The sequence below is a fragment of the Sporosarcina sp. QA0331 genome (genome assembly GCF_055808055.1).
Genome location: NZ_CM147850.1, coordinates 2,621,227 through 2,646,624, shown reverse-complemented (window position 1 = coordinate 2,646,624; position 25,398 = coordinate 2,621,227). Strand labels below are relative to the sequence as shown.

Genomic DNA, 25,398 nt, shown 5'->3' with positions numbered 1-25,398 from the left:
GACGATTCAAAATGACGGTTGAAACAAAAATGGCATTGACCGAACAGGACGTCCACTCTTTTTCCGCAAACATGAATGAAGCCGATTGGATGGCAGAATTCCGCGCAGATGCGTTAGCGAAAGTGGAACAGCTTCCGATGCCAACACCAGATAAAACAAAAATCGATAAGTGGAACTTTACTGAGTTCCCTGCACATGCAGTGGAAAGCTCCACATATGCTTCACTCGCCGAGTTGCCTGCTGAAGCGAAGGAATTGGTCGGCGACGATCAAAAGAACATCTACGTACAACATAATAATACGCCTGCATTCATCTCACTTTCAGATGATTTAAAGGCGCAAGGCGTTGTTTTGACTGATATTTTCACAGCTTCACGCGAACATGCTGATCTGTTGAAAAAGTATTATATGACGGATGGCGTAAAATTGGATGAGCATAGACTGACTGCTTTACACGCAGCACTTATGAATGGCGGCGTCTTCGTCTATGTACCGAAAAATGTCGAAGTTGCAGATCCACTTCAAGTTCTATTTTTACATGATGATGCACAAGCATCTCTTTTCAATCATGTCATCGTCGTAGCAGATGCGAACAGCTCTGTGACATATGTAGAAAACTATTTGTCAACAGTCGAAGAGGCTGCAGGACAAGCGAATATCATTGCGGAAGTATTTGCAGGCGATAATTCTAAAATTGTCTATGGAGCAGTTGACGTCCTTGCAAAAGGATTCACGACATATGTTAACCGTCGTGGAGTTACTGGAGCGGACGCGCGCATCGAATGGGCGCTTGGCTTGATGAATGACAGCGACACAATTTCAGAAAACATTACACATCTCGTCGGAAACGGTTCTTCAAGTGATTTGAAGACTGTCGTTGTCGGTCGAGGCAGCCAAAAGCAAAACTTTACCTCTGAAATCGTCCATTGGGGACTCGATACAGATGGATTCATCCTTAAACATGGCGTTATGAAGGAATCTGCTTCTTCAATCTTCAACGGTATCGGCAGAATTGCCAAAGGTGCTACAAGATCGAACGCTGTCCAAGAATCACGGGTTTTGATGTTAAGCGAAAAAGCACGTGGAGATGCAAACCCAATTCTATTAATCGATGAAGACGATGTAACTGCAGGACACGCTGCGTCTGTAGGGCGTGTAGATCCGCTTCAATTGTTCTACTTGATGAGCCGTGGGATTTCGAAACAGGAAGCAGAACGCCTTGTCATCCATGGTTTCCTTGCACCTGTCGTAAGCAAATTGCCAATCGAAGGTGTCAAGAAGCAATTGACGGAGGTAATCGAAAGGAAAGTGCGCTAATGCTCAGTAAAGAGATCCGCAACCATTTCCCGATACTTGACCAGGAAATCAACGGGCACCCGCTTGTTTATTTGGACAGCGCCGCGACTTCTCAAAAGCCGCGGCAAGTCATTGAGGCAATCAGTGACTACTATTTGTTCAATAACGCGAACGTCCACCGTGGAGTTCATACATTGGGCAATAGGGCTACGGATCAATATGAAGGTGCGCGTGAAAAGGTCCGCAAATTCATTAATGCAAAATCTACGCAGGAAGTGATTTTCACCCGCGGAACTACAACAGCACTTAACATGGTAGCCCAAAGCTATGGACGCGCGAATATCAACGAAGGCGATGAAATCGTCATCACCCATATGGAACACCATTCCAACATTATTCCGTGGCAGCAATTGGCGAAGGAAAAAGGCGCAGTCCTGAAGTATATCGTTTTGGAAGAAGACGGAACACTCTCCCTTGATAAAGTTCGTGAAACAGTAACAGATCGTACAAAAATCGTATCGATGATGTACGTTTCCAATGTGCTTGGCACGATGAATCCTATTAAGGAAGTGACCGAGATTGCGCATGCCCACGGCGCCGTTATGGTCGTGGATGGTGCACAGGCTGCTCCTCACTTGAAGTTGGATGTCCAGAACTTGGATTGCGATTTTCTCGCTTTTTCAGGCCATAAAATGTGCGGCCCTACGGGGATTGGTGTCCTTTATGGGAAAAAAGATTTATTGAATGAAATGGAGCCGGTTGAATTCGGTGGTGAAATGATCGATTTCGTCGGTCTCTACGATTCTACGTGGAAAGAGCTTCCGTGGAAATTCGAAGGAGGTACGCCGATCATTGCAGGTGCTATCGGATTGGGTGCCGCCATTGATTTCTTGGAAGAAATCGGTCTAGACCAAATCGAACGGCATGAACACGAGCTAGCGGGTTATGCTATGGAGAAAATGTCATCGATGGAAGGCCTTTCGATTTATGGACCACAGGATCCAGATAAGCGTGCAGGCATCGTGACATTCAATTTGGATAACGTTCACCCGCATGATCTTGCCACGGTACTAGATATGAACGGAATCGCAGTGCGGGCAGGTCATCACTGCGCGCAGCCACTTATGAAATGGCTAGAATGTTCAGCGACCGCCCGTGCAAGCTTCTATGTATACAACACAAAAGAAGATGTTGACTGTCTCGTAGAAGGACTCCGTATTGCAAAGGAGTATTTCCAATAATGCCTACAAACAATTTAGATCAGCTATATCGTTCAGTCATCATGGATCATTATAAAAATCCACGGAACAAAGGTGTGCTGGAAGAAAACAATGTTACAATCGACATGAACAATCCGACGTGCGGCGATGTCATCCATTTGACTCTAAAAGTCGAAGACGGCATTGTGCAAGATGCAAAGTTTGAAGGGGAAGGCTGTTCCATCTCCATGGCTTCCGCATCGATGATGACACAAATCATCAAAAACAAAGACGTGGATACTGCAGTTAAATATGCCCATGTGTTTTCTGATATGATGCTCGGCAAGGAAATCGACGACACCGTCGACCTTGGCGACATCGAAGCCCTTTCCGGCGTAGCCAAATTCCCTGCACGCATCAAATGCGCAACACTAGCATGGAAAGCAATGGAAAAAGGGGTAGGAGAAAACGCTGAGCAATAATGAAAGAACGGAGGAATAATGATGGCTAAAAAAATGCCTGAAATTGGCGATTACAAATATGGTTTCGCAGATAAAGACGTATCTGTTTTCCGTTCGGAACGTGGTTTGACACGTGAAATTGTTGAAGAAATCTCCAAAATGAAAGAAGAACCACAATGGATGCTAGACTACCGTCTAAAATCCCTTGAAATCTTCTATAGCAAACCAATGCCTCAATGGGGCGGAGATTTGAACTCCCTTAACTTCGACGAAATCACATATTACGTAAAACCTTCCGAAGCGACAGAGCGTTCATGGGATGAAGTGCCTGAAGAAATCAAGCGCACATTCGATAAACTAGGGATTCCTGAAGCTGAGCAAAAATACCTTGCTGGTGTTTCTGCACAATACGAATCCGAAGTTGTTTATCATAACATGAAAGAAGAGCTTGAAGACATGGGAATCGTCTTCAAGGACACAGATTCAGCGTTACGTGAAAACGAAGAGCTGTTCAAAAAGTATTGGGGAACAGTCATTCCAAACACAGATAACAAGTTCGCAGCTTTGAACTCTGCTGTTTGGTCTGGAGGTTCATTCATCTATGTGCCACCTGGCATCAAAGTGGATACTCCACTTCAAGCCTACTTCCGTATCAACTCGGAAAACATGGGTCAATTCGAGCGTACGTTGATCGTCGTAGATGAGGGCGCAAGCGTCCACTACGTAGAAGGATGTACAGCTCCTGTTTATACAACGAACTCTCTTCATAGTGCAGTCGTTGAAATCATCATTAAAAAAGATGCATACTGCCGTTACACAACGATTCAAAACTGGGCAAACAATGTGTATAACCTAGTTACGAAGCGTGCAGTATGTGAAGCGAACGCTACAATGGAATGGATCGACGGCAATATCGGTTCGAAGCTTACGATGAAATACCCTGCATGTATCCTCAAAGGTGAAGGTGCACGTGGTATGACATTGTCCATCGCGTTGGCTGGTAAAGGGCAACACCAAGATGCAGGAGCAAAAATGATGCACTTGGCGCCAAACACGTCATCAACAATCGTTTCTAAATCGATTTCCCAACACGGCGGTAAAGTTTCGTACCGTGGTATCGTCCACTTCGGACGCCGTGCAGATGGCGCGCGTGCTAACATCGAATGTGACACGCTCATCATGGATAAACTATCGACTTCTGATACGATTCCATACAACGAAATCTTAAACGATAACATTTCACTCGAGCACGAAGCGAAAGTTTCCAAAGTATCAGAAGAACAACTGTTCTACTTGATGAGCCGCGGAATTCCAGAGCTTGAAGCGACTGAAATGATCGTCATGGGCTTCATCGAGCCATTCACAAAAGAATTGCCGATGGAATACGCAGTAGAAATGAACCGCCTTATCAAGTTTGAAATGGAAGGTTCAATCGGGTAATAAACAACACGAAAAACCGCCTCCTTGCAGGCGGTTTTTTCTATTTACTTACTGTAAAAAAATATACTAGATTCCATATAACATACTAATTTTCTAATTCATATATTTTGCCTTATTGTAGTTTAAGTGATATAATTATCTTGAATTAAAGGTACTTTAATTTAATTCTTCTATTTCCATTTTAGAAACATCGCAGTAGATTTTTCATCAAAAAATAGGAGGTATGAAGTATGAAAGCAGCAGTATGGTATGGTGAGAAAGACATCCGTGTGGAAGAACGTGAACTGAAGCCTTTGCATGACAATGAGGTTACAGTGCGTGTAGCATGGGCTGGTATTTGTGGTTCAGATTTACATGAATATCAAGAGGGCCCCGTGTTTATCCCGGTTGATGCACCTCATCAGTTAACTGGACAACAAGCACCACTCACAATGGGACATGAATTTGCGGGTGTTGTAGAAAAAGTGGGGAAAGATGTAACATCGATCCAAGTTGGAGATCGTGTTGCAATTAACCCTATGTATACGTTCGGTAATAAACATGAAGATGTGGATGCTTATGATGGCTTCCAATTCATCGGCTTAGGGTCGGACGGCGGATTTGCTACATATGTAAACGCAGGTGAAAACTTTATTTATAAATTGCCGGAAGGCATGACATTACAAGATGGTGCATTAGTTGAACCTACGGCGGTTGCTGTACAAGCTATAAAAGAAGGAAATATGCAGTTTGGTGACACAGTAGCAGTATTTGGTGCTGGTCCAATTGGATTGCTGACGATAATTGCTGCTAAAGCAGCGGGTGCAAGCAAAATCTTTGCATTTGATTTATCGGAAGACCGCTTAGAAAAAGCTAAAGAACTCGGCGCAACACATGTATTCAATTCAGGCCAAGTTGATCCAGTACAAGCTATTAAAGATGTTGTACCTGATGGTGTGGATGTCTCTTTTGAAGTTGCGGGTGTTGCACCGACTTTCAAACAAGCGATCGACGCAACACGCGCTCGCGGTACGATGGTCATCGTATCAATCTTTGCTCGTCCAATTGAATGGAATCCGATGCAATTGACGAATACTGGCGTTAAAGTAACTTCGACCATTGCCTATACACCAACTACATTCCAACAAACAGTTGATTTAATCGGGACAGGTCAGTTGAAACCACAAGGGATTATCACTTCTCAAATTGAATTGGATGATATTGTGGACAAAGGCTTTGAAGCTTTGACGAATGATAAAACGCAATCGAAAATTCTAGTGAGATTAAGCGGAGAAATGTAACTCTCCATTTAAACTGAGGCAGCCAATTTATGGCTGCCTCTTTTGTTTGTCCGAAACGATGCATCCCACCCCCATCCGCAAGTCCAAGATGCAAAATGGCAGAATCCCCCCGTAGACATATGATATGATGGGAAATATTCATCTACGAACGGAAAAGAGGGTTACTATGATTCAAATTGGATTGACGGGTTGGGGCGACCATCCGGATGTTTACTCGCCGACCTCCAAGAAAAATGAAAAATTGATTGATTACAGCTCCCATTTTCCAATCGTTGAGCTAGACGCATCTTTTTATGCCATTCAACCAGAGCGTAATATTCGAAAGTGGATTAACGAAACGCCCGATGACTTTCAATTCATCGTAAAAGCATATCAAGGAATGACGGGACATCAGCGAGGAAAGTTACCGTATGATACTCCCGAAGAAATGTTTCAGCAGTTCAAGCTTTCCGTTGATCCGATGAGGGCTGCTGGCAAGCTTGCTATGATTCTAGTACAATTTCCTCCTTGGTTTGATTGCAAACGCGAAAATGTAGACCAAATTAGATACATTCGAAGTCAACTGGAAGGGTACGATGTAGCAATCGAGTTTCGCCATCAATCATGGTACGATTCATCCATGCGGGAAGGAACACTTACATTCCTGAAAGATTTGGATTTCATCCACACCGTTTGTGATGAACCACAATCTGGTGACGGCAGTGTTCCGCTCGTTGCCGAAACAACTCGCAACGATAAAGTATTCGTCCGTCTGCATGGCAGGAATGTAAATGGCTGGCGCAATACGACAGGAGATAATGAAGCGTGGAGAAAAGTTCGCTATCTCTATAATTACTCAGACGGTGAATTGGCGGAAATTCGTCAAGTTGTCAATAAATTAAAGAACGAATCGAAAGATGTATTTGTCATCTTCAATAATAATTCTGGTGGCCATGCAGCTGAGAACGCTAAACGTTTTCAAAAAATGATGGGTATTGACTTCCAAACACTTGCACCTAAGCAGCTTGACTTTTTTGAGGAGGAATGAGCATGGCATATTTATTGTTGGCGATTATTGGTGCAATATCCGGCATTATGGGGTCAATTGTTGGCCTAGGTGGCGGTACGATACTCGTGCCGCTGACATTATTAGTCGGAATCGACCTCGGTTGGATTCCGGGCATAACACCGCAAAGTGTAGTCGGGATATCAGTCATCATGATGATTTTCAATGGTCTTTCTTCCACTATTTCGCATATGAAAGGAAAGACGGTAGACTTCCGGACTGGTTGGATCTTTTTTGCAGGTTCCATACCAGGCTTAATGATTGGGGCGTTTGTAAATAAAGGGATCGATCTGCCATCATTTAATTTATACTTCGGCATTTTGCTTATCGTTCTATCTATCCTTTTACTGGCGCGTAAATATTTGAAACCGATCCAATGGTTTGTCGAGCACGGCAAGCCGAGGACGTTTATCGATACGAATGGAGAAACTCATGTGTATGGGTACCCGATCTGGTTTGCGCTTATTTTGACATTCATCATCGGATTCGCTTCCGGACTGTTCGGCATCGGAGGAGGCACGATGATTGTACCTGCGCTCATCCTATTGTTTTTGTTCCCGCCGCATGTAGCTGTCGGTACATCGATGTTCATCGTCTTCCTATCGGCAATCGTGAACTCTGCCACCCATATTTCTTTAGGGCATGTGCCTTGGCTTTATGCGCTTCCTGTTATTCCGGGTGCTTATATCGGCGGTATGATCGGGACGAAGCTCAACAAGAAGATGAATTCCGATACATTGGTTCTCGTGCTGCGGCTCATGCTGTTATTATTCGGGGTAAGATCAATCATCGAGGGGATTTGGGGTTGAGTCATGAAACGCCAAGTAGAAACAATCCATTTTTATCATACGAATGATATTCATAGCCACTTTGACAGCTGGCCAAAGATCAGCAGATATCTTCTTTCCAAAAGGCAACAGCATAAAATGGGAGGCGAGGCATGCTTCATTTTCGACATTGGAGACCATGTCGACCGGTCCCACCCATTTACGGAAGGGACGTTTGGAAAAGGAAATGTCGCATTGCTGAACAGTGCTGGATATGATGCGGTAACAATCGGCAACAATGAAGGAATTACGATGTCCAAAAAAGCTTTAAACAGCCTTTATGAGGGAGCGGATTTCGACGTCGTACTATGCAATTTATCGGAGATGGATGGCTCATTCCCGAAATGGCTGATGCCTTATAAAATATATGAAACGGAACAAGGCGTAAACATTGGAGTCATTGGCGCAACAGCGATGTATACGGCGTTTTATGAGAAATTAGGGTGGCATATCGAAGAGCCGAGACGATTACTGAAAAAAAATGCCGAACAAATCCGGCATGAAACAGATATCATTATTTGCCTTTCGCATTTAGGTGTACATGAAGATAGATTTCTCGCGGAAGAATGCGATTTCATCGACGTCATTTTAGGTGCGCATACCCATCATTTATTCCCTGAAGGAGAATTGGTGAATAACACATTGCTAGCCGCTACAGGTAAGTTCGGCGAATACGTTGGACATATTGCCATCCAATTAGATATGGATACAAAGAAGGTTGTCGGGAAAAAAGCGGAAGTTATCCATGTGAATGAGTTGGAAAGCCGTGAAGAAGATATACAAGAAGTGAATGAACTTATCCAAGCGGGGAATAAAGCACTGGATGAAAAAGTGTTCTTCAATGCAAGCCCGTTAAAACAACAGCTTTTTGTAGATAGCCCGATGTCCTCATTTTTTGGAAGGGCATTAATCGATTATACGGGTGCGGATTGTGCTATGTTCAATGCAGGTATTTTCCTCGGCAGCCTCGAAAAAGGCTGGGTGACAAAAAGGATGGTCCACTCCTTGTTGCCACATCCGATCAATCCCTGTACGATCAAATTGGACGGGGCGGAGCTGCTGGAAGTTTACAAACTGGCAGGCAATGAATCATGGCCGGAGACAGAAATTAAAGGGCTCGGATTCCGCGGTACGTACATGGGCAAAATTATCTTTGAAAGGTTATTCAGGAAAAGTGATGGAGAACTGTATGCCGGCAATCGAAAAGTGGTAACCGGGCAATCCTATACACTTGCAACGCTTGATATGTTTACATTCGGATTCTTTTTCCCGGTACTAAAAGACGCAGTTAAAGAATATCATATGCCTGAATTGATTCGGGATGTCTTCATTTGGTACGGGATGAAAAGGGATAGCCAAAACGGATCTGAGACAAGGAAAGGCAACTTTAAACAAGAATGAACGACCCCGTTCCTGCATAATATTAGGCAGGAGGGGTCGTTTTGAGATTTTATGGGCAACCGTCTCGAAATTATAGAAAAAGGAACAGATATCGCCGTTCCAGTCCAAATGGCAAGCCTCGTCGAAAGCGCCGTTTGTTGCCGCTCATCTTTCCGGCATTCCTCGTAACAATCGCCCTATTTCTATACTTTGTCAACTCAAAACTCACTCCGATTTATCTGCAATATGCGGAAGTTGAAACGGAGAGGATTGCGGCGCATGTTATCACACAGGCGATTAAATCACGATCTACGGACATTTATGATGTGAATGAAATCATCGAAAATGTACCGAATGATTCACCTGGAATGGTTACCAATACATTGAATGCTGAAATCATCAATAAATCGAGGGCGGAGATACATAGCCTTGTGGAGGCTTATCTCAAAATGGCCGAGAGCGGAAATTTAGAAATGCTGCCTCTAAGTGAAAACATCGAATATGATCCCGATGCGATGGAGGCTGACGGTGGTGTCGTCTTCTTCGTACCATTGGGGCAAGCAACAGGTATCCCGATGATCGGAAATTTCGGGCCTAAAATTCCAATTCGATTCCATGTCATCGGGGAAGCGCAGACGACTGTCGAGACGGGTATTACAGAGTTTGGCATAAATAACGCAATGGTGGAAGTGAATATTTTGGTGACGGTGAATGTCCAAATCATCGTTCCGTTGGCAACGCGGAGAAGTGTCGTGGAGCAGAAAATCCCTGTAGCGATCGGATTGATTCAAAGCCCGATTCCTCAAATTTATAATCGGGGCGGCGACAATCCTCCTCAAATAGAAGTTCCATACCCAATCGTAGGCAGTGGGGAATAAACGCTTGAAATAACATTGAGTACCTGTTATGCTAGTAGCCTAAAGAGGAACACCGATTAGGTAGAGGCTGCAAGACTTATTAGTAGTGGACGCGAGATTGGCATCGTAGACCGCCCATGAAAGGAAGTTTTGCCGAAGCTTGGAATGGAACGCCGACCATCCATGCTGGGGTCATTTCGAACAGGAATGGCACTGTCATGTGCATAATGCATGATGAGCTACAGATCGTACGTTAGATAAAACATCTCAGATATTATCTTACAAACGAACCGTAGAATAAGCCGACACCTATTACACATTCTAGTGTAAAGGGTGTCGGTTTTTTCTTTCTAAATCCTACCGTTCCGAAAAATTGGAGGAATGTTTTTTATGATAGGCACTTGGGTTTCAATTTTGCCGCCAATCGTGGCAATTGTTATGGTATTGACGACGAAAAGGGTACTCTTATCCCTTGGAGCGGGAATTGTGACAGCTGCATTATTAGTCGCTAGTTTTTCCCCAGTCGATACGTTACAAAATCTATGGACTGCGATGATTGTCTCTTTCTGGGATGAAGGAGAAGTAAATATCTATAATATTTACATTATGACTTTTATTTTATTGCTAGGAATCTTGACAGCATTTGTCAGTCTATCCGGTGGGAGCAGGGCTTTTGCAGAATGGGCAATCAAACGTATTAAGACGAGACGTGGCGCGAAGGTGTTGACTGTTCTGCTTGGTATCCTCATTTTCGTAGATGATTATTTCAATGCGTTAGCAGTTGGACAAATTGCAAGACCAATTACAGACCAGCACCGCATTTCACGAGCGAAATTGGCGTACTTTATCGATTCTACATCGGCTCCGATTTGTGTAATTTCACCGATTTCGAGCTGGGGAGCATTTCTCATCGGCCAATTGGCACTTATTTTTAGTACATCTGCCGCAATCAATTACTCTCCGCTTTCCGCGTTCCTGATGATGGCACCGATGAATTTTTACGTTATTGCTACATTAGCAATGGTATTTTTCTTTGCTTGGACAAATATTGATTATTTTGATATGAAAAAACATGAGATGCGTGCCCAAGAAAAAGGGGAGCTCTTTGATCCGAAAAAAGAGATTCCGGGACAATTAAAAGAAGATTTTCCGATTCACTCCTATGGACGTGTCGTTGATTTGATTGCTCCTATCATTACACTTGTCGTCATTACATTAGGAATGATGATTTGGACAGGCTACCGTATCGGCGGCTCGTCGAGCATTTGGACTATTTTCGAAAACACTGATGTACCTTTGTCATTGGTAGTAGGTGGTCTTGCCGGAACAATATTGGCGGCAATCCTATACATTTCCCAAATGGGTAAAAACGAGACTGCTTCCTATAGCCTTATTGGCAAAGCGTTCATTAGCGGTGCTAAAGCGATGATGCCTGCGATTCTCATCTTGATTTTCGCATGGGGATTAACAGATTTGATCGACGTATTGGAAACAGGTCCTTTCTTGTCGGGCGTCGTAGAACAGTCAAATGTACCCGTCCATTTCTTGCCGGTTATCATGTTTGTACTTGCTGGTTTAATGGCGTTTTCAACTGGGACTTCATGGGGTTCTTTCGGTATCCTTCTTCCGATTGCCGGTACGATTATGATTAACGCAGAACCTGAATTGCTTCTTCCTGCGTTGTCCGCCGTATTGGCAGGAGCTGTATTCGGGGATCACTGTTCACCGATTTCTGATACGACGATTCTTTCTTCAACAGGTGCGGGATCCAATCTCATGGACCACGTATCGACGCAGCTCCCTTATGCCCTGATTTCAGCGGGCATTGCTACAATCGGCTACTTTGTCCTCGGACTTACTGGATCGGTTTGGATCGGTCTTGCCGCGGTTATCATTTTAATCGCTAGTTTACTCACGACTTGGATTTCAAAAAGGAATAAATCAGAAGTGAAGGCAACTTCATTCTAATAGAAATAAACTGTCACATCTACCGTTTAGTTACGGAGGAAGTGACAGTTTTTTTATTTGATAAAGAATAAACCGGTCTCTCCAATCATAATTATCCGCTATCGGACATCCGTTGCCACGAGCCGGTCACTTTCACACGCCAAATTACCTACTCATAATACTCAGAAGTGTTTAAAGAGAATGATAAATTAGTATAGACTAATAGTTCAGTTTGTTTTACAATGGACTTGTTCACATAATAACGGTATTTTCTGATAACTGGAACTTGGGAGCATAGGTTGAAAGTATTAGAAATACTAAAGACAAAGGGGGAACATTGTTCATGAAGAAAAAATTAGCCAAAGTATTCGCCGCAACTGCTCTATTCGCAGGGCTACTGGCAGGTTGTGGAGCAGGAAGTGGTGGAAGTGGATCAAGCAGTAGTGGAAGTGGATCAAGCGGCGGTGGAAGTGGAGATACGATTAAAATCGGTCTCAACCTTGAATTGACAGGGGGCGTTGCATCATATGGTACAGGGATTAAACAAGGAGTAGACCTTGCTGTTGATGAAATCAATGCTGCTGGAGGAGTAGATGGGAAGCAAATTCAACTAATTCCAGTTGACAATAAGTCGGATGGCCAAGAAGCGACAAATGGTGCTATTAAGTTAACTGACCAAGATAAGGTCGTAGCGATTATCGGCTCTGCAACAAGTGGTAATACAATCGCGCAAGTAGAAATAGCGAATAATAGTAAAACGGTGTTAATCACTCCTTCTGGCACTAGCTTGGTCGTAACGGTTAACGATAAAGGAGAGCTCAATGATTATGCATTCCGGACAACTTTCATTGACCCGTTCCAAGGAACAGTCGCTGCAAACTTTGCTTTGAATGAATTAGGAGTTAAGACCGCGGCTGTTTACGGAGATAACGCAAGTGACTACGCTAAAGGTTTAGGAGCTGCGTTTATTGAAACGTTTGAAGCTGGTGGCGGTAAAATTGTTGCTCAAGAATCTTATATCGCAAAAGATACGGATTTCCGTTCAACTTTAACGCGCATTAAAACAGCAGACCCTGAATTTGTCTATATCCCTGGATACTATGAAGAAGTAGGGTTAATCGTTAAGCAAGCTCGTGAATTAGGAATCGATGCACCACTAATGGGTGGAGATGGTTGGGATTCTCCGACATTAGTTGAACTAGCAGGAGCGGGTGCGTTAAATAATACATTTGTTACAGCCGCGTATTCTGCTGAAGATCCGGATGAGTTGATTCAAAACTTTGTTAAGGCATTTACGGAAAAACACAATGAAGCGCCAGATGGATTTAGTGCATTAGGATATGACACAGTGTACTTATTAAAAGATGCGATTGAGCGTGCTGGTGCGGTCGATTCAGTGAAGATCAAGGAAGCATTGGAGCAAACAAAAGACTTCCCGCTTGTCACAGGAGCACTGACAATCGATGAAAACCATAACCCGATCAAGTCTGCAACGATTTTGGAATATGTAGATGGACAAATGAAGTTCAACTCAAAAGTAGATCCCGAATAATGATGAAATGGGAGGAGTTTCCTCCCATTTCTAATTCTCATAAAAATGAACTTAATGAGATAGGAGTGAAAAATTCATGGAATGGATTCAACAGCTGGTGAATGGTATTTCACTCGGAAGCATTTATGCATTAATTGCACTAGGCTACACAATGGTATATGGAATTATAAAACTTATTAATTTCGCACATGGCGATGTATTCATGGTCGGTTCATTTATTGGATTCTATTCCATTGCGGGATTAGGCCTCGACTTCTTTACAGCGCTAGTATTAGCGATGGTTTTTTGCGCACTGTTCGGGATGCTCATTGAACGGATTGCTTATAAAAGACTAAGAAATGCCACAAGGATTGCGGCGTTAATAACAGCTATCGGTGTATCTCTCTTAATTGAGAATGGCTTTATTTTTGTCTGGGGTCCGCAGCCTAAGGCATTTCCTGATGTAATAGTAAATGGAACTATTGAAATTTTAGGGGCGAGCATCAGCGTTAAATCGATCCTGATCCTTTCTGTTTCCATCATTCTAATGGTGATCCTTCAATTCATTGTCCATAAGACGAAAATCGGGAAGGCGATGCGTGCGGTTTCCCATGACAATGAGACGGCTAAATTAATGGGCATTAATGTTGATAATACGATTTCCGCAACTTTCGGTATAGGGTCAGCTTTGGCAGGTGCTGCTGGCGTAATTTTTGGTTTGTACTATACGAAAATCGATCCGTTAATGGGGATTATTCCAGGGATTAAAGCGTTCGTAGCGGCGGTTCTCGGGGGGATTGGCATTATTCCGGGTGCTATGGTTGGCGGCCTAGTCTTAGGAGTTGTTGAAACAGTTGTAAATGCCTCTGGTTTATCGCTATGGAGAGACGCGGCTGCTTTTGTCATCTTAATCCTAATATTAATCTTCAGACCGAATGGGATCTTCGGTAAGAATACGCGTGAGAAAGTGTAGGTGAGAGAAAAATGAAGAAAGCAAAACGATTTTGGCTTTTTATTTTGTTAGCGGTAGTTATCTATAGTGTCGTCCAATTACTTATCACGACTGGAGTATTTGGCTCCTACTATTCCAATACCCTCATTTTAATGGCCATAAATATCATTTTGGCGGTCAGCCTACATTTAGTCATAGGAATTACCGGTCAGTTCTCTATTGGACATGCGGGATTTTTGGCAGTAGGTGCATATATTTCTGCCATTCTTACGATGAAATTGGGACTTCCGTTCATCGTCGGGATCATCGCTGCAGGAATTATCGCGACATTAGCAGGCCTTGTCGTCGGAATTCCAACCTTGCGTTTAAGAGGGGATTACCTGGCCATCGCAACGCTTGGATTTGCAGAAATTATCCGAATCATCTTTTTGAATATTGACTACGTGGGCGGGGCAGCAGGAATGCAAGTCTCACATTACACGACGTGGACGTATGCGTTTGTATGTTTAGTCATTACCATTTTAGTCATTTCTAACTTTACGAACTCTAGGCATGGTCGTGCATGTATTTCAATTCGTGAAAATGAAGTAGCTTCTGATGCGATGGGCATTAATACGACTTTTTATAAAGTTGCCGCGTTTGCAATCGGTGCTTTTTTCGCCGGAGTTGCAGGCGCATTATATGCACACAACTTCTATATTATTCAACCTGTAAACTTTGGATTTTTAAAGTCCTTCGATATTTTGATATTTGTTGTGCTAGGTGGACTTGGCAGTTTGTCTGGTTCAGTCATTGCAGCTATTTTGCTAACAATCGTTTCTACTTACTTACAAGGGTTTCCTGAAACTCGTATGATTATTTATAGTCTTGTCTTGATATTAGTTATGCTGTATCGTCCTCAAGGATTAATGGGCACACGTGAAATAACAGATCTGCTGCCATTTAAAAAGGTGCGGAAAGGAGTGGCACAGCATGTCAAATAAGCCGTTGCTCTCCGTACAAAATGTAGGCATCAATTTTGGGGGATTAAAAGCTGTATCAGGATTTAATATGGAAATCCACCAAGGGGAATTAGTTGGTTTAATAGGACCGAATGGGGCTGGTAAAACGACGAGCTTCAACCTATTAACAGGTGTGTATACACCAACATTTGGTGAGATCACTTTCAATGGCAAAAGGCTTCATAAGCTTGCACCCTTTCAGGTAACGCAAAGGGGAATTAGCCGTACATTTCAAAACATCCGTTTGTTTAATGAACTATCTGTTTTAGATAATGTGAAAGTAGCGTATCATTCGTTAGCCAAGCATTCGATGGTCAGTTCAATACTGCGTTTGCCTTCTCATTTTGCTGGGGAAAAAGAGATGGAAGAAAAATCGATTGAGTTTTTAAAGATATTTAATTTACATGAAGATTTACATTCTCTAGCAAAAAATTTACCCTATGGAAAACAACGAAGATTAGAAATTGCACGGGCGTTAGCAGCGGGCCCTAAACTACTATTGCTCGACGAACCAGCTGCAGGCATGAACCCTCAAGAAACAAAGGAGCTTATGTCGCTTATCGCATTTGTCAGAGAAAAATTTGATTTGACAATTTTACTGATCGAGCATGACATGAACTTAGTCATGGGGATTTGTGAACGGATATATGTACTGGACCATGGGGTCTTAATAGCCGATGGAACACCAGAAGAAATTCGCAATCATCCGAAAGTCATCGAAGCTTATTTAGGAGAGGAGGTCCCAGCTGTCCATGTCCATGCTTAGTGTGAAAGACATCGATGTATATTACGGAAATATTCATGCTCTAAAAGGGTTGAGTTTAGAAGTAAACGAGGGTGAAATCGTTACGCTAATTGGCGCGAATGGCGCAGGGAAGTCGACCCTACTAAAAACATTGTCAGGACTATTAAAACCAAAGTCAGGAACGATCCATTATTTGAATTCTTCTATTGTTGGAAAGCCTGCTCAATCGATTGTAAAAGCAGGGATATCCCATGTACCTGAAGGGCGCCGAGTGTTTGCTAACATGACTGTAGAAGAAAATCTAGAGTTGGGAGCTTTCACAAGGAAGGATAAGAAAGGAATCGCGGATGACTTGTCGAAAATCTATGAAACATTTCCAAGATTACTTGAGCGAAGAAAACAGTTATCCGGGACGCTTTCTGGTGGTGAACAGCAGATGTTGGCAATGGGTAGAGCGATAATGGCTAAACCGAAACTGTTACTGCTTGACGAGCCATCCATGGGGCTTGCACCACTTATGGTTCAAACAATCTTCCAGGTAATCGATGATATTAACAAAGAAGGTACGACTATTCTATTAGTTGAGCAAAACGCGAATATGGCACTCTCAGTTGCGAGCCGAGCATATGTCATTGAAACGGGTCGCGTGACTTTATCCGGCACGTCAAAAGAGCTTCAAGCAAGCGAGGATATTAAAATGGCCTATCTTGGTGGTCATGTATAAAATAAATTTAAATTAGCGTGATCTGTTTGGAATGAATCAAACGATAAGGAAAGTGGCCATAATACGGCGCTTTCTTTTCTTTTTTACTACGTCTTTTCTCTGCTATCAATAGTTGTTGGATGTCAGAATATATGTTACATTGACTGAAGGTGATATAAGCAAAACAAGCAAATAGATTGGAGTCGGTTATCGTGTCATGCAGACCAGAGATAGGGAAAAAGACAGAACATGTTCGAAAGCCCGATTGGCTTAAAATTAAGTTGAACACGAACGAAAACTATACAGACTTAAAAAAATTAATGCGCGAAAAAAACTTACATACTGTCTGTGAAGAAGCTCGTTGTCCAAATATCCACGAATGCTGGGGCGAACGCCGCACGGCTACATTCATGATTCTTGGCGCTGTTTGTACTCGCGCTTGCCGTTTCTGTGCCGTGAAAACCGGATTGCCGAATGAGCTTGACTTAGCTGAGCCGGAGCGCGTCGCGGATTCCGTATCCCTCATGAACTTGAAACACGTTGTAGTTACAGCTGTTGCGAGAGACGACTTAAAAGACGGAGGATCGGCGGTATTTGCTGAAACAATCCGTGCCATCCGACGCAAAAACCCATTTACGACCGTCGAAGTGTTGCCATCTGACATGGGAGGAGATTATGATAATCTCGAACGTTTGATGGACGCGAAGCCGGATATTTTAAATCACAATATTGAAACGGTTCGCAGATTGACACCTCGGGTCCGGGCACGTGCGACATACGACCGTTCATTGGAACTTCTGCTCCGTGCAAAAGAAATGCATCCGGAAATCCCTACGAAGTCCTCGTTGATGCTTGGACTTGGTGAGACAGTGGAAGAAATCATTGAAACGATGGATGATTTGCGTGCTCATAAAGTGGACATTATGACAATCGGCCAATATTTGCAACCAACGAAAAAACATTTGAAAGTTCAAAAATATTATACGCCTCAGGAATTTGCAGAGCTTCGTAAAATTGCAATGTCAAAAGGCTTTTCACATTGTGAAGCAGGTCCGTTGGTACGTTCAAGCTATCATGCGGACGAACAGGTCAATGCCGCGGCAAAAGAAAAACAGCGTATTGGGGACGAACTATTAGAGTCAACAGTACATAGCTAAAATGGCGGTGATAAGTTTGGTAATAATGAATAATTATGAATATGAAATCATTACGGATTACCGGAATGGTTTCAATGAAGAGGCATTGGTCGCGAGATTCAGCGACGTGCTTTCTAAATATGACTATATTTTAGGCGATTGGGGTTACGGTCAGCTTCGACTGAAAGGTTTTTACGAGGATCGTAATTCCAAGGCGACATACGAATCGAAAATTAGTACATTGCAGGATTATCTATATGAATACTGCAATTTCGGTTGTGCCTACTTTGTCCTTCGAAAAGTAGGAAGAGTAAAAGTGCAGCCTGTCGAACAAGAATAAGATGGATGAACCGCCTCGTACACAGAGAACTGTGTGCAAGGCGGTTCATTCGTGTGTTCAATATGATATGATGAAGTGGAGTTTAGACTACCGGGAGGGAACAATTTTGTACTTTATCGATCGTCAAAAAATCAATGAAACACTCGCGTATATGGAAAGCCTTCTCGCTTTATTTGAAGGGCATCAAAAATGGAATGAAAGTAAAGTTCAAGCTTTGGCACTTGAAAGAATTGCACACACGATTGTCGAATCAATCATCGATGTCGGAAATTCAATGATTGACGGCTTCATTATGCGTGATCCGGGAAGCTACGACGATATTATCGACATAATGGAAGATGAAAAAGTGATTACAGCTGAAATGGCGAATCCGTTGAAAAAAGTGATCGGACTCCGAAAAATGATTGTCCGGGAATTTGTCGATGTCGATAATGACGAGATCGAATCGGTTTTGAACGAAGCAAAAGAAGAAATTAAAGCTTTCCCAATTAAGGTAAGACATTACTTGGAAAACGAACTTGGTCCTGTATCCGCCTTCAGTCCGATGGAGCAGTAATGATGGATCATTATAAAGCGGTTTGTTTTGACTTGGATGGGACTGTCTATCGAGGCAATGAAGTGATTCCGGAAGCCGCTATTTTGATCGAAGGACTTCAGCGGAATGGCATCGAACCTTATTATGTAACGAATAATTCTTCTCTCACGGCAAGACAATTTCAGTCAAAGTTACTTCAAATGGGGATTAGGACAGGGCCAGATCAAATTATGACATCTGCAATTGCATCCGCGAAATATTGCAAAGAACATTTCGAAGGTGCTTCTATTATGATGATCGGGGAAGAAGGGCTTGAACTAGCTCTTCTTTCTGAAGGGTTCCAGCTAACTGCAAGTAACCCTGACGTCGTCGTTATCGGAATCGATCGCGGCATTACATATGAAAAGCTCGCTGCCGCCAGTTTAGCGATTCGCGCAGGGGCGCATTTTATAGCGACGAATGGAGATCGGGCATTCCCGACAGAAAGAGGTCTCGTCCCGGGAAATGGGTCATTTGTGAAGCTTTTGGAATCGACAACGGACCGTAACGCCATCTATGTCGGAAAACCTGAATCGCATATGCTGCATTTCATTCAACAAAAAGGGTATAGAAAAGACGAGATGATCATGATTGGAGACAATTATGAAACTGACATCCAAGCAGGGATCCGCTTTGGAATCGATACGATCCATGTAGAAGGCGGCGTGACAAGCTTGGAGACGGTAAAGAAGCAGTTGGAGCTTCCGACATATCTATACAAAAGCCTTTCGGATTGGAAATAATCAAAAGCGCATGGAGCTGAACGACAAAAAGAACCGTAATAAAGAATTACGGTTCTTTCGTCTAGCTCCTGGCGCACTTCACTTTTGGATTTAGAATAAAGGATTCTCTTCTATGTACTGATAGATCTGTTCCGTCAGTTCTTCCGGTGTGTCAGCTTCGACGACTTCACCGTTGACGAGGGCATATAATCCTTCAGCACATTTTGTGCAATAACTGAGACAACCATATTCTAATACATCTATATTCGGATCCTTTTCCAACGCTTCCAATGTTTTCTGTGAACCGTTTGCAAGATTGCTCATACAGAATTCTACGATCGGATTCACGACGATCACCTCACCTACTTGGCATGCTACTCTTATTTTCACCTGCCGTCAAATAGGATGTCTTATTGTGAAACTTCTCACAAACTGTTATAATTGCGATGGGAATATATCGGAAAATCGATTGGCAAAGGAGAAAGCTATGAGAAAACTAGTGCTATTAGGTGCAGGCTACGGGAATATGCGTATTTTGCTTCGTCTACTCAACAAAGAATTGCCCGCCGATCTGGAAATCACATTGATTGACAGGACACCATTCCATAGTCTTAAAACAGAATTCTATGCACTCGCAGCTGGAACGGCACCGGATTCGGATATCCGAGTCGCGCTACCTGCACATGAAAAGCTAAAGGTCGTTGAAGGGGAAATCGCAGAAATTAAATTGAAAGATAAGGCGATTGCTCTTAAAAACGGCGACGAAATTACGTATGACGAGCTTGTGATCGGACTCGGCTGCGAAGATAATTACCACGACGTACCAGGAGCGGCTGAATATACGAGCAGCATCCAGACAATTGGCCAGTCGCGTGCCACGTACAAGCTGCTTCAAGGCCTTGGTGGTGGTGCGACAGTCGGTATTGTCGGTGCGGGACTGAGCGGCATCGAACTAGCAAGTGAATTGCGTGAAAGCCGGCCAGACTTGAAAATTAAATTATTCGATCGGGGACCACGTATCCTGAAAGATTTCCCTGAAAGACTAAGTAATTATGTCAAAGATTGGTTCGACAAGCATGATGTTGAAGTCGTCTCCAACTCGAACATTACGAGAGTTGAAGAGAATGTTTTGTTTAATCACGAAGACGAAATCCATGTTGATGCCGTCGTATGGACTGCAGGGATCCAGCCAGTAGCCATCGCTCGTGAAATGGATGCGGAAACGAACAGGGGACGCATTGTGCTGAACCAATACCATCAAATTCCGGGTTATGAAGATGCATACGTTGTTGGTGACATCGCAGACCTTCCTCACGCGCCGAGCGCACAGCTTGCGGAGGAACAGGCAGAACAGATTGTTCGCGTGCTCCGCCTTGTATGGAATAACGAACCTCTGCCAGATGAGATGCCCGAAATCAAGCTCAAAGGCTTCATGGGCTCTTTAGGAAAGAAACAAGGCTTCGCTTATCTAGCAGACCGTACTGTGACAGGACGGATAGCAAGACTACTGAAGTCGGGTGTACTGTGGATGTATAAATGGCATAATGGATAATAGTAAAAAACCTTTTCCAAAATTAGCGGAAAAGGTTTTTTCGTTCTCAGTTAACTAGTTTCATTATCAATCATGACATTATGCAGGGATGAATCCATGCTTTTCCAATTCATTGAATACCGGTTTCAACTGGATATAGCCTTCGCCAATGACTTCATCCTCGATCATGACAAGCGGATAAAAATATTCGTCATTCCTCACTTGCTCAGCAATGCCTTTCTTTTTCGGATCTTCGATGTCCGATTCGATATCGATATATTCAATATCAAAAGGCTGCCCTGGATACTTCCTGCCAATTGCTGCTTGCAGCCACTCATATGTATCTTTTGAAGAAGGAGCATTCACACAGCTTGCGCATATAATATCGGCCCCATAAATTTCGATTTTCACTTTGTGCTTCTCCATGAATATGACCCCTTTCGATTCTCTATTGGATTTTTTCTGCAATCCAGTTTATAATAAGTATAATGAAAGGAGAGAAATAATACAATGACAGATACAGCTATGATGGAACCTGTACAAGAAGTTTTAAATAAATTACGCCCTTTCCTCCTGCGTGATGGAGGAGACTGTGAGCTTGTCGATATCGAAGAGGGAGTTGTAAAGCTTCGTCTCCTAGGTGCATGTGGTACATGCCCAAGTTCGACAATCACTTTGAAAGCGGGTATCGAGAGAGCTTTGCTTGAAGAAGTGCCTGGAGTCGTGGAAGTTGAACAAGTATTCTAATTGAAAAAGGGACTGCCCAGAAAGAAAATTCTGCGGCAGTCCTTTTTTGTTTCATTTTATAAAGGGCGCGTCCAAAGCTAGGTGTTTGACGTCCAAAGCAAAGCGGTCCGCGTCCAAAGCTAGGTGTTTGACGTCCAAAGCAAAGCGGTCCGCGTCCAAAGCTAGGTGTTTGACGTCCAAAGCAAAGCGGTCCGCGTCCAAAGCTAGGTGTTTGACGTCCAAAGCAAAGCGATCCGCGTCCAAAGCGAGATGTTTGACGTCCGAAGCAAAGCGATTCGCGTTCAATGTGAGGAATCCAAAGTCCAAAGTCATTCGTTTCGTGCCTCAAATCGAGACGCTCCGCGCCCAATGCATTCCAGTCTATTTATGAATGAGCACTTTTCTCACGTTGCTCCCTAATTTCCTGCCATCTTTCTTTCGCCATCTCAATAATTTGAGGGTCGGTCGATGTCCTTTGACTTTCAATCACTCTTGAGAAGTTCCGGATCGCGGCTTCCGTATCACCGATTAGATGGGAAAGCTCAGCCATCAAATACAAAACTTTCGTCTCCGACATTTGCGTCCCAGCATGATCCCCTGAAGTATAGGCATCTGTATACAAATTACGAGAAACTGTTCTGAAACGTTTCCCTGACTCGAAGTCTCCTATGTCATCGTATAGCCAAGCGATTCGTAGCGTAATGCCTGCCATCGTTAATGACTTCTCATTCTTTAGATTCGCACTTACATAAGCGAGTTTATAAGCTTCAATTGCCTCTTCATTAGTCCGTTCTTCCCCGAACGATCTGCCGCTCCATAGGGAAGTGATCTTTTGGGCGATTTCTTCTTTCACACCCGGTGCAAAATAGCTGGAAAACTCATCTGTATAGGCAAAACCACAACTGGGACACACGGCTGCATTATATAAAATCGGGTTGACGCTAGAATCCGTATATATTGGTTTAAAGTCGCTTTCATGCTTCGTAACACGGACGAAGCGTGACCGGATCTTCGTTGTAGTAAATTTCTCCTTGCAATTCAAACAATCCGTTTTCTTGACATAAGTAGGACTGATTTCCAATTACCATCATCCTTTCGCACTATATATTTCATTATACACCATCTTCTTCCGATTGGAGTGTATATGATTGCGTAATCGGTAAAATCATTGATATGATAGAAGAAAAGCGGGAAGGTGGATGTAAATGAAACAATATGTTGAAATTACTGAAGCTGCAGCGTTTCATGTGAAAGAAATGATGAATCATAACGGTGAGGAAGGTTCATTCCTTCGCGTTGCAGTAAATGGCGGAGGTTGCAGCGGATTAACATATGGCTTAGGATTCGAAGAGCAACAGTCTGATGATGATTTCCTTTTAACACAGCACGGTATTCAAATTGTTGTCTCTAAAGAGGATGCAGGAATCCTTGAAGGGACAAAGGTTGACTACAAAGAGTCTTTGATGGGTGGGGGATTCACAATAGACAATCCGAACGCCATCGCGTCATGCGGCTGCGGAACTTCATTTAGAACGGCTAAGAAAGTTGGAACTCCAGAAGCTTGCGATTAATCTTATTATAGATCCGAACGCTATTGTGCCCAGGCGCAATTACTAACGATCCCTCCTTCATCCAGACAAGCCTTTCGGGTTCATCTGGGTGGGGAGGTTTTTATTGTTATATTCCAATTAATGATTTTTATCATTATGATGTTGAAAAGGCCTACTAAAAAGGCTACTATTGAAGAGTAGAAGTTTGTCGAATAAAGGCAAATGCCAGGACTGGACAAATCGTCGCAAGAACTGATTTTCAACGGACCCGGCACATAATAAAAATAAAGGTGGTTTCGATTTTCGTGAAAAGACCGACAATCTTAGTATTAGGTGCGGGTTACGGTGGTTTATCCACAGTCGTCAACTTGCAAAAATCAATCGGCACTGACGAGGCTGATATTGTACTTATTAATAAAAATGATTATCACTACGAGTCGACTTGGCTTCATGAAGCGGCTGCAGGAACTTTGTCGCCTGAACAAGTTCGCTATGATATTAAAAGTGTCATCAATGAAGGAAAAGTTAAATTTGTAAAAGCGGAAGTTCAAGCAATTGATATTCCAGGAAAAGTGGTCACAACTAATGTCGGTACGCATACTTACGACTACCTTGTCATTGCATTAGGCTTCGAAGGTGAAACGTTCGGCATTAAAGGCCTAGACACATATGCATTGTCTATCGCTAACGTAAATGCGGCTCGTCAAATCCGTGAACATATCGAATATCAATTTGCAACATGGTCTCTTGAGGATGAAAAAGACGATAGCCGTCTGACAATCGTTGTCGGCGGAGCGGGCTTCACAGGAATTGAATTCCTAGGGGAACTTGGCAATCGTGTACCTGAGCTTTGCAAAGAGTTCGATGTTCCGCAAGAGAAAGTACGTGTTATCTGTGTAGAAGCGGCACCTATGGTGTTGCCAGGCTTCGATCCTGAATTGGTAGACTACGCGGTAAGACAATTGAAAGCAAAAGGAATTGAATTCTCCATCGGTACGCCAGTTGTAGAAGCAACTCCTGAAGGCGTCAACATTAAAAAAGGCGAAGATGAATTCGAATTCATCAAAGCTGGCACTGTCGTTTGGGCAGCTGGTGTTCGAGGCAATCGCTTGATCGAACAAACTGGTATCGAAAACATGCGTGCACGTGTCAAAGTTGAAAAAGACCTTCGCGCTCCAGGACATGATGACGTATTCATCGTTGGTGACTGTGCATTGATGATCAATGAAGAAACGAATCGTCCATACCCTCCGACAGCTCAAATCGCTATGCAACAAGGCGATATGTGTGCGAACAACTTGATCGCATTGATCAAAGGCAACCCGACATCCGAATTCACTCCAGATATTAAAGGAAGCATCGCTTCTCTTGGTGATGACGATGCAATCGGTGTCGCTTTCGGTAAGAAATTGATGGGTAAAAAAGCTTCATTCATGAAAAAAGTAGTTGATAACCGTTCCCTATTCATGATCGGCGGAGTAGGCTTGACTATTAAAAAAGGTAAATTCAACTTTCTAAAATAAGAATCGCATGTAACTAATTCACACCCGCCTATTTCGTGGCGGGTGTTTTTTTCAAGGGGGATATGAATGACAAAAAATAAACGAGGAAATGTTTGGCTAGGAGCATCTGCTATTGTCATGAACAGCAACGGTGAATGGCTCGTCGTCAAAAAGACATACAGCGGATTGAAAGGGATGTGGTCGTTGCCGGCCGGCTTCGTGGAAGCGAATGAAACTGCCGATCAAGCCGCGATCCGAGAAGTAAAAGAAGAGACGGGACTTGATTGCAAACTAGAAGGGATGGTCGGTTTCCGTACCGGCATATTGCAAGGCAATATTAGTGACAATATGGCAATTTTTCTATTGCGCCCTGAGCGAGATGATCAGCTCTTAATTCCCCAAGAGAAAGAAATCTCGGAAGTCGCTTGGAAAACACCATTTGATTTGAAGGATGACCCCAATGTGTCTGCAATGATCCATGAAATTGCAGAAAGGGCAATAGAGTCAGGGCTGCTTGAAATGGAACAGATGGATCCAGGAGATTGGTTTGGATACACCTCATACAAACTCTTTTATAAAAAATGAACAAAAGTAATCTAATTTCGACAAATCATTGAATTGACACTGTTATATTGAAAGCATGCACCTGTTCCT

Annotated in this window: 27 protein-coding genes, 1 pseudogene and 1 riboswitch; of the genes and pseudogenes, 24 read left to right on the top strand and 4 right to left on the bottom strand. The window is 43.2% G+C overall.

Annotated elements, in window-relative coordinates; translation table 11 throughout:
• Positions 1 to 11 precede the first annotated feature (11 nt).
• The 19 genes from sufD to AC0L13_RS13295 all read left to right on the top strand — a co-directional run bounded on the left by sufD (position 12) and on the right by AC0L13_RS13295 (position 19,456).
• On the top strand, positions 12 to 1,316 hold the full coding sequence (sufD, locus tag AC0L13_RS13385) for a Fe-S cluster assembly protein SufD (protein ID WP_473640354.1): 1,305 nt from the start codon (positions 12 to 14) through the stop codon (positions 1,314 to 1,316).
• Entirely contained in the window at positions 1,316 to 2,536 is a 1,221-nt protein-coding gene (locus AC0L13_RS13380; RefSeq protein ID WP_473640352.1) for a cysteine desulfurase, read from the top strand. The genes sufD and AC0L13_RS13380 overlap by 1 nt, the downstream gene beginning before the upstream one ends.
• Positions 2,536 to 2,976, top strand: coding sequence for a Fe-S cluster assembly sulfur transfer protein SufU (gene sufU, locus AC0L13_RS13375; protein ID WP_473640350.1), 441 nt, complete (start codon positions 2,536 to 2,538; stop codon positions 2,974 to 2,976). The genes AC0L13_RS13380 and sufU overlap by 1 nt, the downstream gene beginning before the upstream one ends.
• 21 nt (positions 2,977 to 2,997) lie before the next feature.
• Positions 2,998 to 4,395 carry a Fe-S cluster assembly protein SufB gene (gene sufB, locus AC0L13_RS13370; protein ID WP_473640347.1) on the top strand — a complete coding sequence of 466 codons (1,398 nt, stop codon included), beginning with the start codon at positions 2,998 to 3,000 and terminating at the stop codon, positions 4,393 to 4,395.
• Between the two features lie 230 nt (positions 4,396 to 4,625).
• The gene (locus tag AC0L13_RS13365; protein ID WP_473640345.1) at positions 4,626 to 5,675 is read left to right on the top strand and encodes a 2,3-butanediol dehydrogenase; all 1,050 of its coding nucleotides are present in this window, start codon (positions 4,626 to 4,628) and stop codon (positions 5,673 to 5,675) included.
• A 166-nt stretch (positions 5,676 to 5,841) separates the two neighbouring features.
• Positions 5,842 to 6,702 carry a DUF72 domain-containing protein gene (locus AC0L13_RS13360; protein WP_473640343.1) on the top strand — a complete coding sequence of 287 codons (861 nt, stop codon included), beginning with the start codon at positions 5,842 to 5,844 and terminating at the stop codon, positions 6,700 to 6,702.
• 2 nt (positions 6,703 to 6,704) lie between these two features.
• Positions 6,705 to 7,529 carry a sulfite exporter TauE/SafE family protein gene (locus AC0L13_RS13355; RefSeq protein ID WP_473640341.1) on the top strand — a complete coding sequence of 275 codons (825 nt, stop codon included), beginning with the start codon at positions 6,705 to 6,707 and terminating at the stop codon, positions 7,527 to 7,529.
• A 3-nt stretch (positions 7,530 to 7,532) separates the two neighbouring features.
• The gene (locus AC0L13_RS13350) at positions 7,533 to 8,948 is read left to right on the top strand and encodes a bifunctional metallophosphatase/5'-nucleotidase (protein WP_473640339.1); all 1,416 of its coding nucleotides are present in this window, start codon (positions 7,533 to 7,535) and stop codon (positions 8,946 to 8,948) included.
• A gap of 41 nt (positions 8,949 to 8,989) precedes the next feature.
• A complete protein-coding gene (yunB, locus tag AC0L13_RS13345; RefSeq protein ID WP_473640336.1) occupies positions 8,990 to 9,805 on the top strand; it encodes a sporulation protein YunB in 816 nt (271 codons plus the stop codon).
• A gap of 53 nt (positions 9,806 to 9,858) precedes the next feature.
• Positions 9,859 to 10,034: riboswitch (Lysine riboswitch) on the top strand.
• A 140-nt stretch (positions 10,035 to 10,174) separates the two neighbouring features.
• Positions 10,175 to 11,752 carry a Na+/H+ antiporter NhaC family protein gene (locus AC0L13_RS13340; RefSeq protein ID WP_473640334.1) on the top strand — a complete coding sequence of 526 codons (1,578 nt, stop codon included), beginning with the start codon at positions 10,175 to 10,177 and terminating at the stop codon, positions 11,750 to 11,752.
• A gap of 322 nt (positions 11,753 to 12,074) precedes the next feature.
• Positions 12,075 to 13,283: an ABC transporter substrate-binding protein gene (locus AC0L13_RS13335; protein ID WP_473640332.1), complete on the top strand. Its 1,209-nt coding sequence runs from the start codon at positions 12,075 to 12,077 to the stop codon at positions 13,281 to 13,283.
• A 76-nt stretch (positions 13,284 to 13,359) separates the two neighbouring features.
• Positions 13,360 to 14,235, top strand: a complete 876-nt coding sequence (locus tag AC0L13_RS13330) for a branched-chain amino acid ABC transporter permease (protein ID WP_473640330.1) — start codon at positions 13,360 to 13,362, stop codon at positions 14,233 to 14,235.
• A gap of 11 nt (positions 14,236 to 14,246) precedes the next feature.
• Positions 14,247 to 15,197: a branched-chain amino acid ABC transporter permease gene (locus tag AC0L13_RS13325; protein ID WP_473640328.1), complete on the top strand. Its 951-nt coding sequence runs from the start codon at positions 14,247 to 14,249 to the stop codon at positions 15,195 to 15,197.
• The gene (locus tag AC0L13_RS13320) at positions 15,187 to 15,981 is read left to right on the top strand and encodes an ABC transporter ATP-binding protein (RefSeq protein ID WP_473640325.1); all 795 of its coding nucleotides are present in this window, start codon (positions 15,187 to 15,189) and stop codon (positions 15,979 to 15,981) included. Before AC0L13_RS13325 ends, AC0L13_RS13320 begins: the two co-directional genes overlap by 11 nt.
• Positions 15,974 to 16,684 (top strand): ABC transporter ATP-binding protein, encoded by a 711-nt coding sequence (locus AC0L13_RS13315; RefSeq protein WP_473647010.1) that lies wholly within the window; start codon positions 15,974 to 15,976, stop codon positions 16,682 to 16,684. Before AC0L13_RS13320 ends, AC0L13_RS13315 begins: the two co-directional genes overlap by 8 nt.
• A gap of 209 nt (positions 16,685 to 16,893) precedes the next feature.
• A complete protein-coding gene (gene lipA / locus AC0L13_RS13310) occupies positions 16,894 to 17,820 on the top strand; it encodes a lipoyl synthase (RefSeq protein ID WP_473647008.1) in 927 nt (308 codons plus the stop codon).
• Between the two features lie 16 nt (positions 17,821 to 17,836).
• On the top strand, positions 17,837 to 18,139 hold the full coding sequence (locus AC0L13_RS13305) for a YutD family protein (protein WP_473640323.1): 303 nt from the start codon (positions 17,837 to 17,839) through the stop codon (positions 18,137 to 18,139).
• Positions 18,140 to 18,245: 106 nt separating this feature from the next.
• Positions 18,246 to 18,695 (top strand): DUF86 domain-containing protein, encoded by a 450-nt coding sequence (locus AC0L13_RS13300; RefSeq protein WP_473640322.1) that lies wholly within the window; start codon positions 18,246 to 18,248, stop codon positions 18,693 to 18,695.
• 2 nt (positions 18,696 to 18,697) lie between these two features.
• Positions 18,698 to 19,456 carry a TIGR01457 family HAD-type hydrolase gene (locus tag AC0L13_RS13295; protein WP_473640319.1) on the top strand — a complete coding sequence of 253 codons (759 nt, stop codon included), beginning with the start codon at positions 18,698 to 18,700 and terminating at the stop codon, positions 19,454 to 19,456.
• Between the two features lie 90 nt (positions 19,457 to 19,546).
• On the opposite strand, the gene AC0L13_RS13290 is transcribed toward AC0L13_RS13295, so the two are convergent.
• Complete coding sequence (locus AC0L13_RS13290) at positions 19,547 to 19,783, bottom strand: YuzB family protein (protein WP_473640317.1); 237 nt, start codon at positions 19,781 to 19,783, stop codon at positions 19,547 to 19,549.
• 139 nt (positions 19,784 to 19,922) lie between these two features.
• On the opposite strand from AC0L13_RS13290, the gene AC0L13_RS13285 reads away from it, so the two are divergent.
• Positions 19,923 to 20,987 carry an NAD(P)/FAD-dependent oxidoreductase gene (locus AC0L13_RS13285; protein WP_473640315.1) on the top strand — a complete coding sequence of 355 codons (1,065 nt, stop codon included), beginning with the start codon at positions 19,923 to 19,925 and terminating at the stop codon, positions 20,985 to 20,987.
• A 78-nt stretch (positions 20,988 to 21,065) separates the two neighbouring features.
• On the opposite strand, the gene AC0L13_RS13280 is transcribed toward AC0L13_RS13285, so the two are convergent.
• On the bottom strand, positions 21,066 to 21,392 hold the full coding sequence (locus tag AC0L13_RS13280; protein ID WP_473640313.1) for a YuzD family protein: 327 nt from the start codon (positions 21,390 to 21,392) through the stop codon (positions 21,066 to 21,068).
• On the opposite strand from AC0L13_RS13280, the pseudogene AC0L13_RS13275 reads away from it, so the two are divergent.
• Positions 21,391 to 21,713: pseudogene (locus AC0L13_RS13275) on the top strand (NifU family protein). The gene AC0L13_RS13280 and the pseudogene AC0L13_RS13275 overlap by 2 nt on opposite strands.
• 51 nt (positions 21,714 to 21,764) lie before the next feature.
• Here the strand turns inward: AC0L13_RS13275 and AC0L13_RS13270 are convergent.
• Both AC0L13_RS13270 and AC0L13_RS13265 read right to left on the bottom strand, forming a co-directional pair.
• The gene (locus tag AC0L13_RS13270; protein ID WP_473640311.1) at positions 21,765 to 22,025 is read right to left on the bottom strand and encodes a hypothetical protein; all 261 of its coding nucleotides are present in this window, start codon (positions 22,023 to 22,025) and stop codon (positions 21,765 to 21,767) included.
• Positions 22,026 to 22,077: 52 nt separating this feature from the next.
• Complete coding sequence (locus AC0L13_RS13265) at positions 22,078 to 22,773, bottom strand: DUF2225 domain-containing protein (RefSeq protein WP_473640309.1); 696 nt, start codon at positions 22,771 to 22,773, stop codon at positions 22,078 to 22,080.
• Positions 22,774 to 22,897: 124 nt separating this feature from the next.
• On the opposite strand from AC0L13_RS13265, the gene AC0L13_RS13260 reads away from it, so the two are divergent.
• The 3 genes from AC0L13_RS13260 to AC0L13_RS13250 all read left to right on the top strand — a co-directional run bounded on the left by AC0L13_RS13260 (position 22,898) and on the right by AC0L13_RS13250 (position 25,329).
• Entirely contained in the window at positions 22,898 to 23,263 is a 366-nt protein-coding gene (locus tag AC0L13_RS13260) for a HesB/IscA family protein (protein ID WP_473640307.1), read from the top strand.
• A gap of 284 nt (positions 23,264 to 23,547) precedes the next feature.
• Positions 23,548 to 24,765 carry an NAD(P)/FAD-dependent oxidoreductase gene (locus AC0L13_RS13255; protein WP_473640305.1) on the top strand — a complete coding sequence of 406 codons (1,218 nt, stop codon included), beginning with the start codon at positions 23,548 to 23,550 and terminating at the stop codon, positions 24,763 to 24,765.
• Between the two features lie 66 nt (positions 24,766 to 24,831).
• On the top strand, positions 24,832 to 25,329 hold the full coding sequence (locus tag AC0L13_RS13250) for an NUDIX domain-containing protein (RefSeq protein ID WP_473640302.1): 498 nt from the start codon (positions 24,832 to 24,834) through the stop codon (positions 25,327 to 25,329).
• Positions 25,330 to 25,398: the final 69 nt, after the last annotated feature.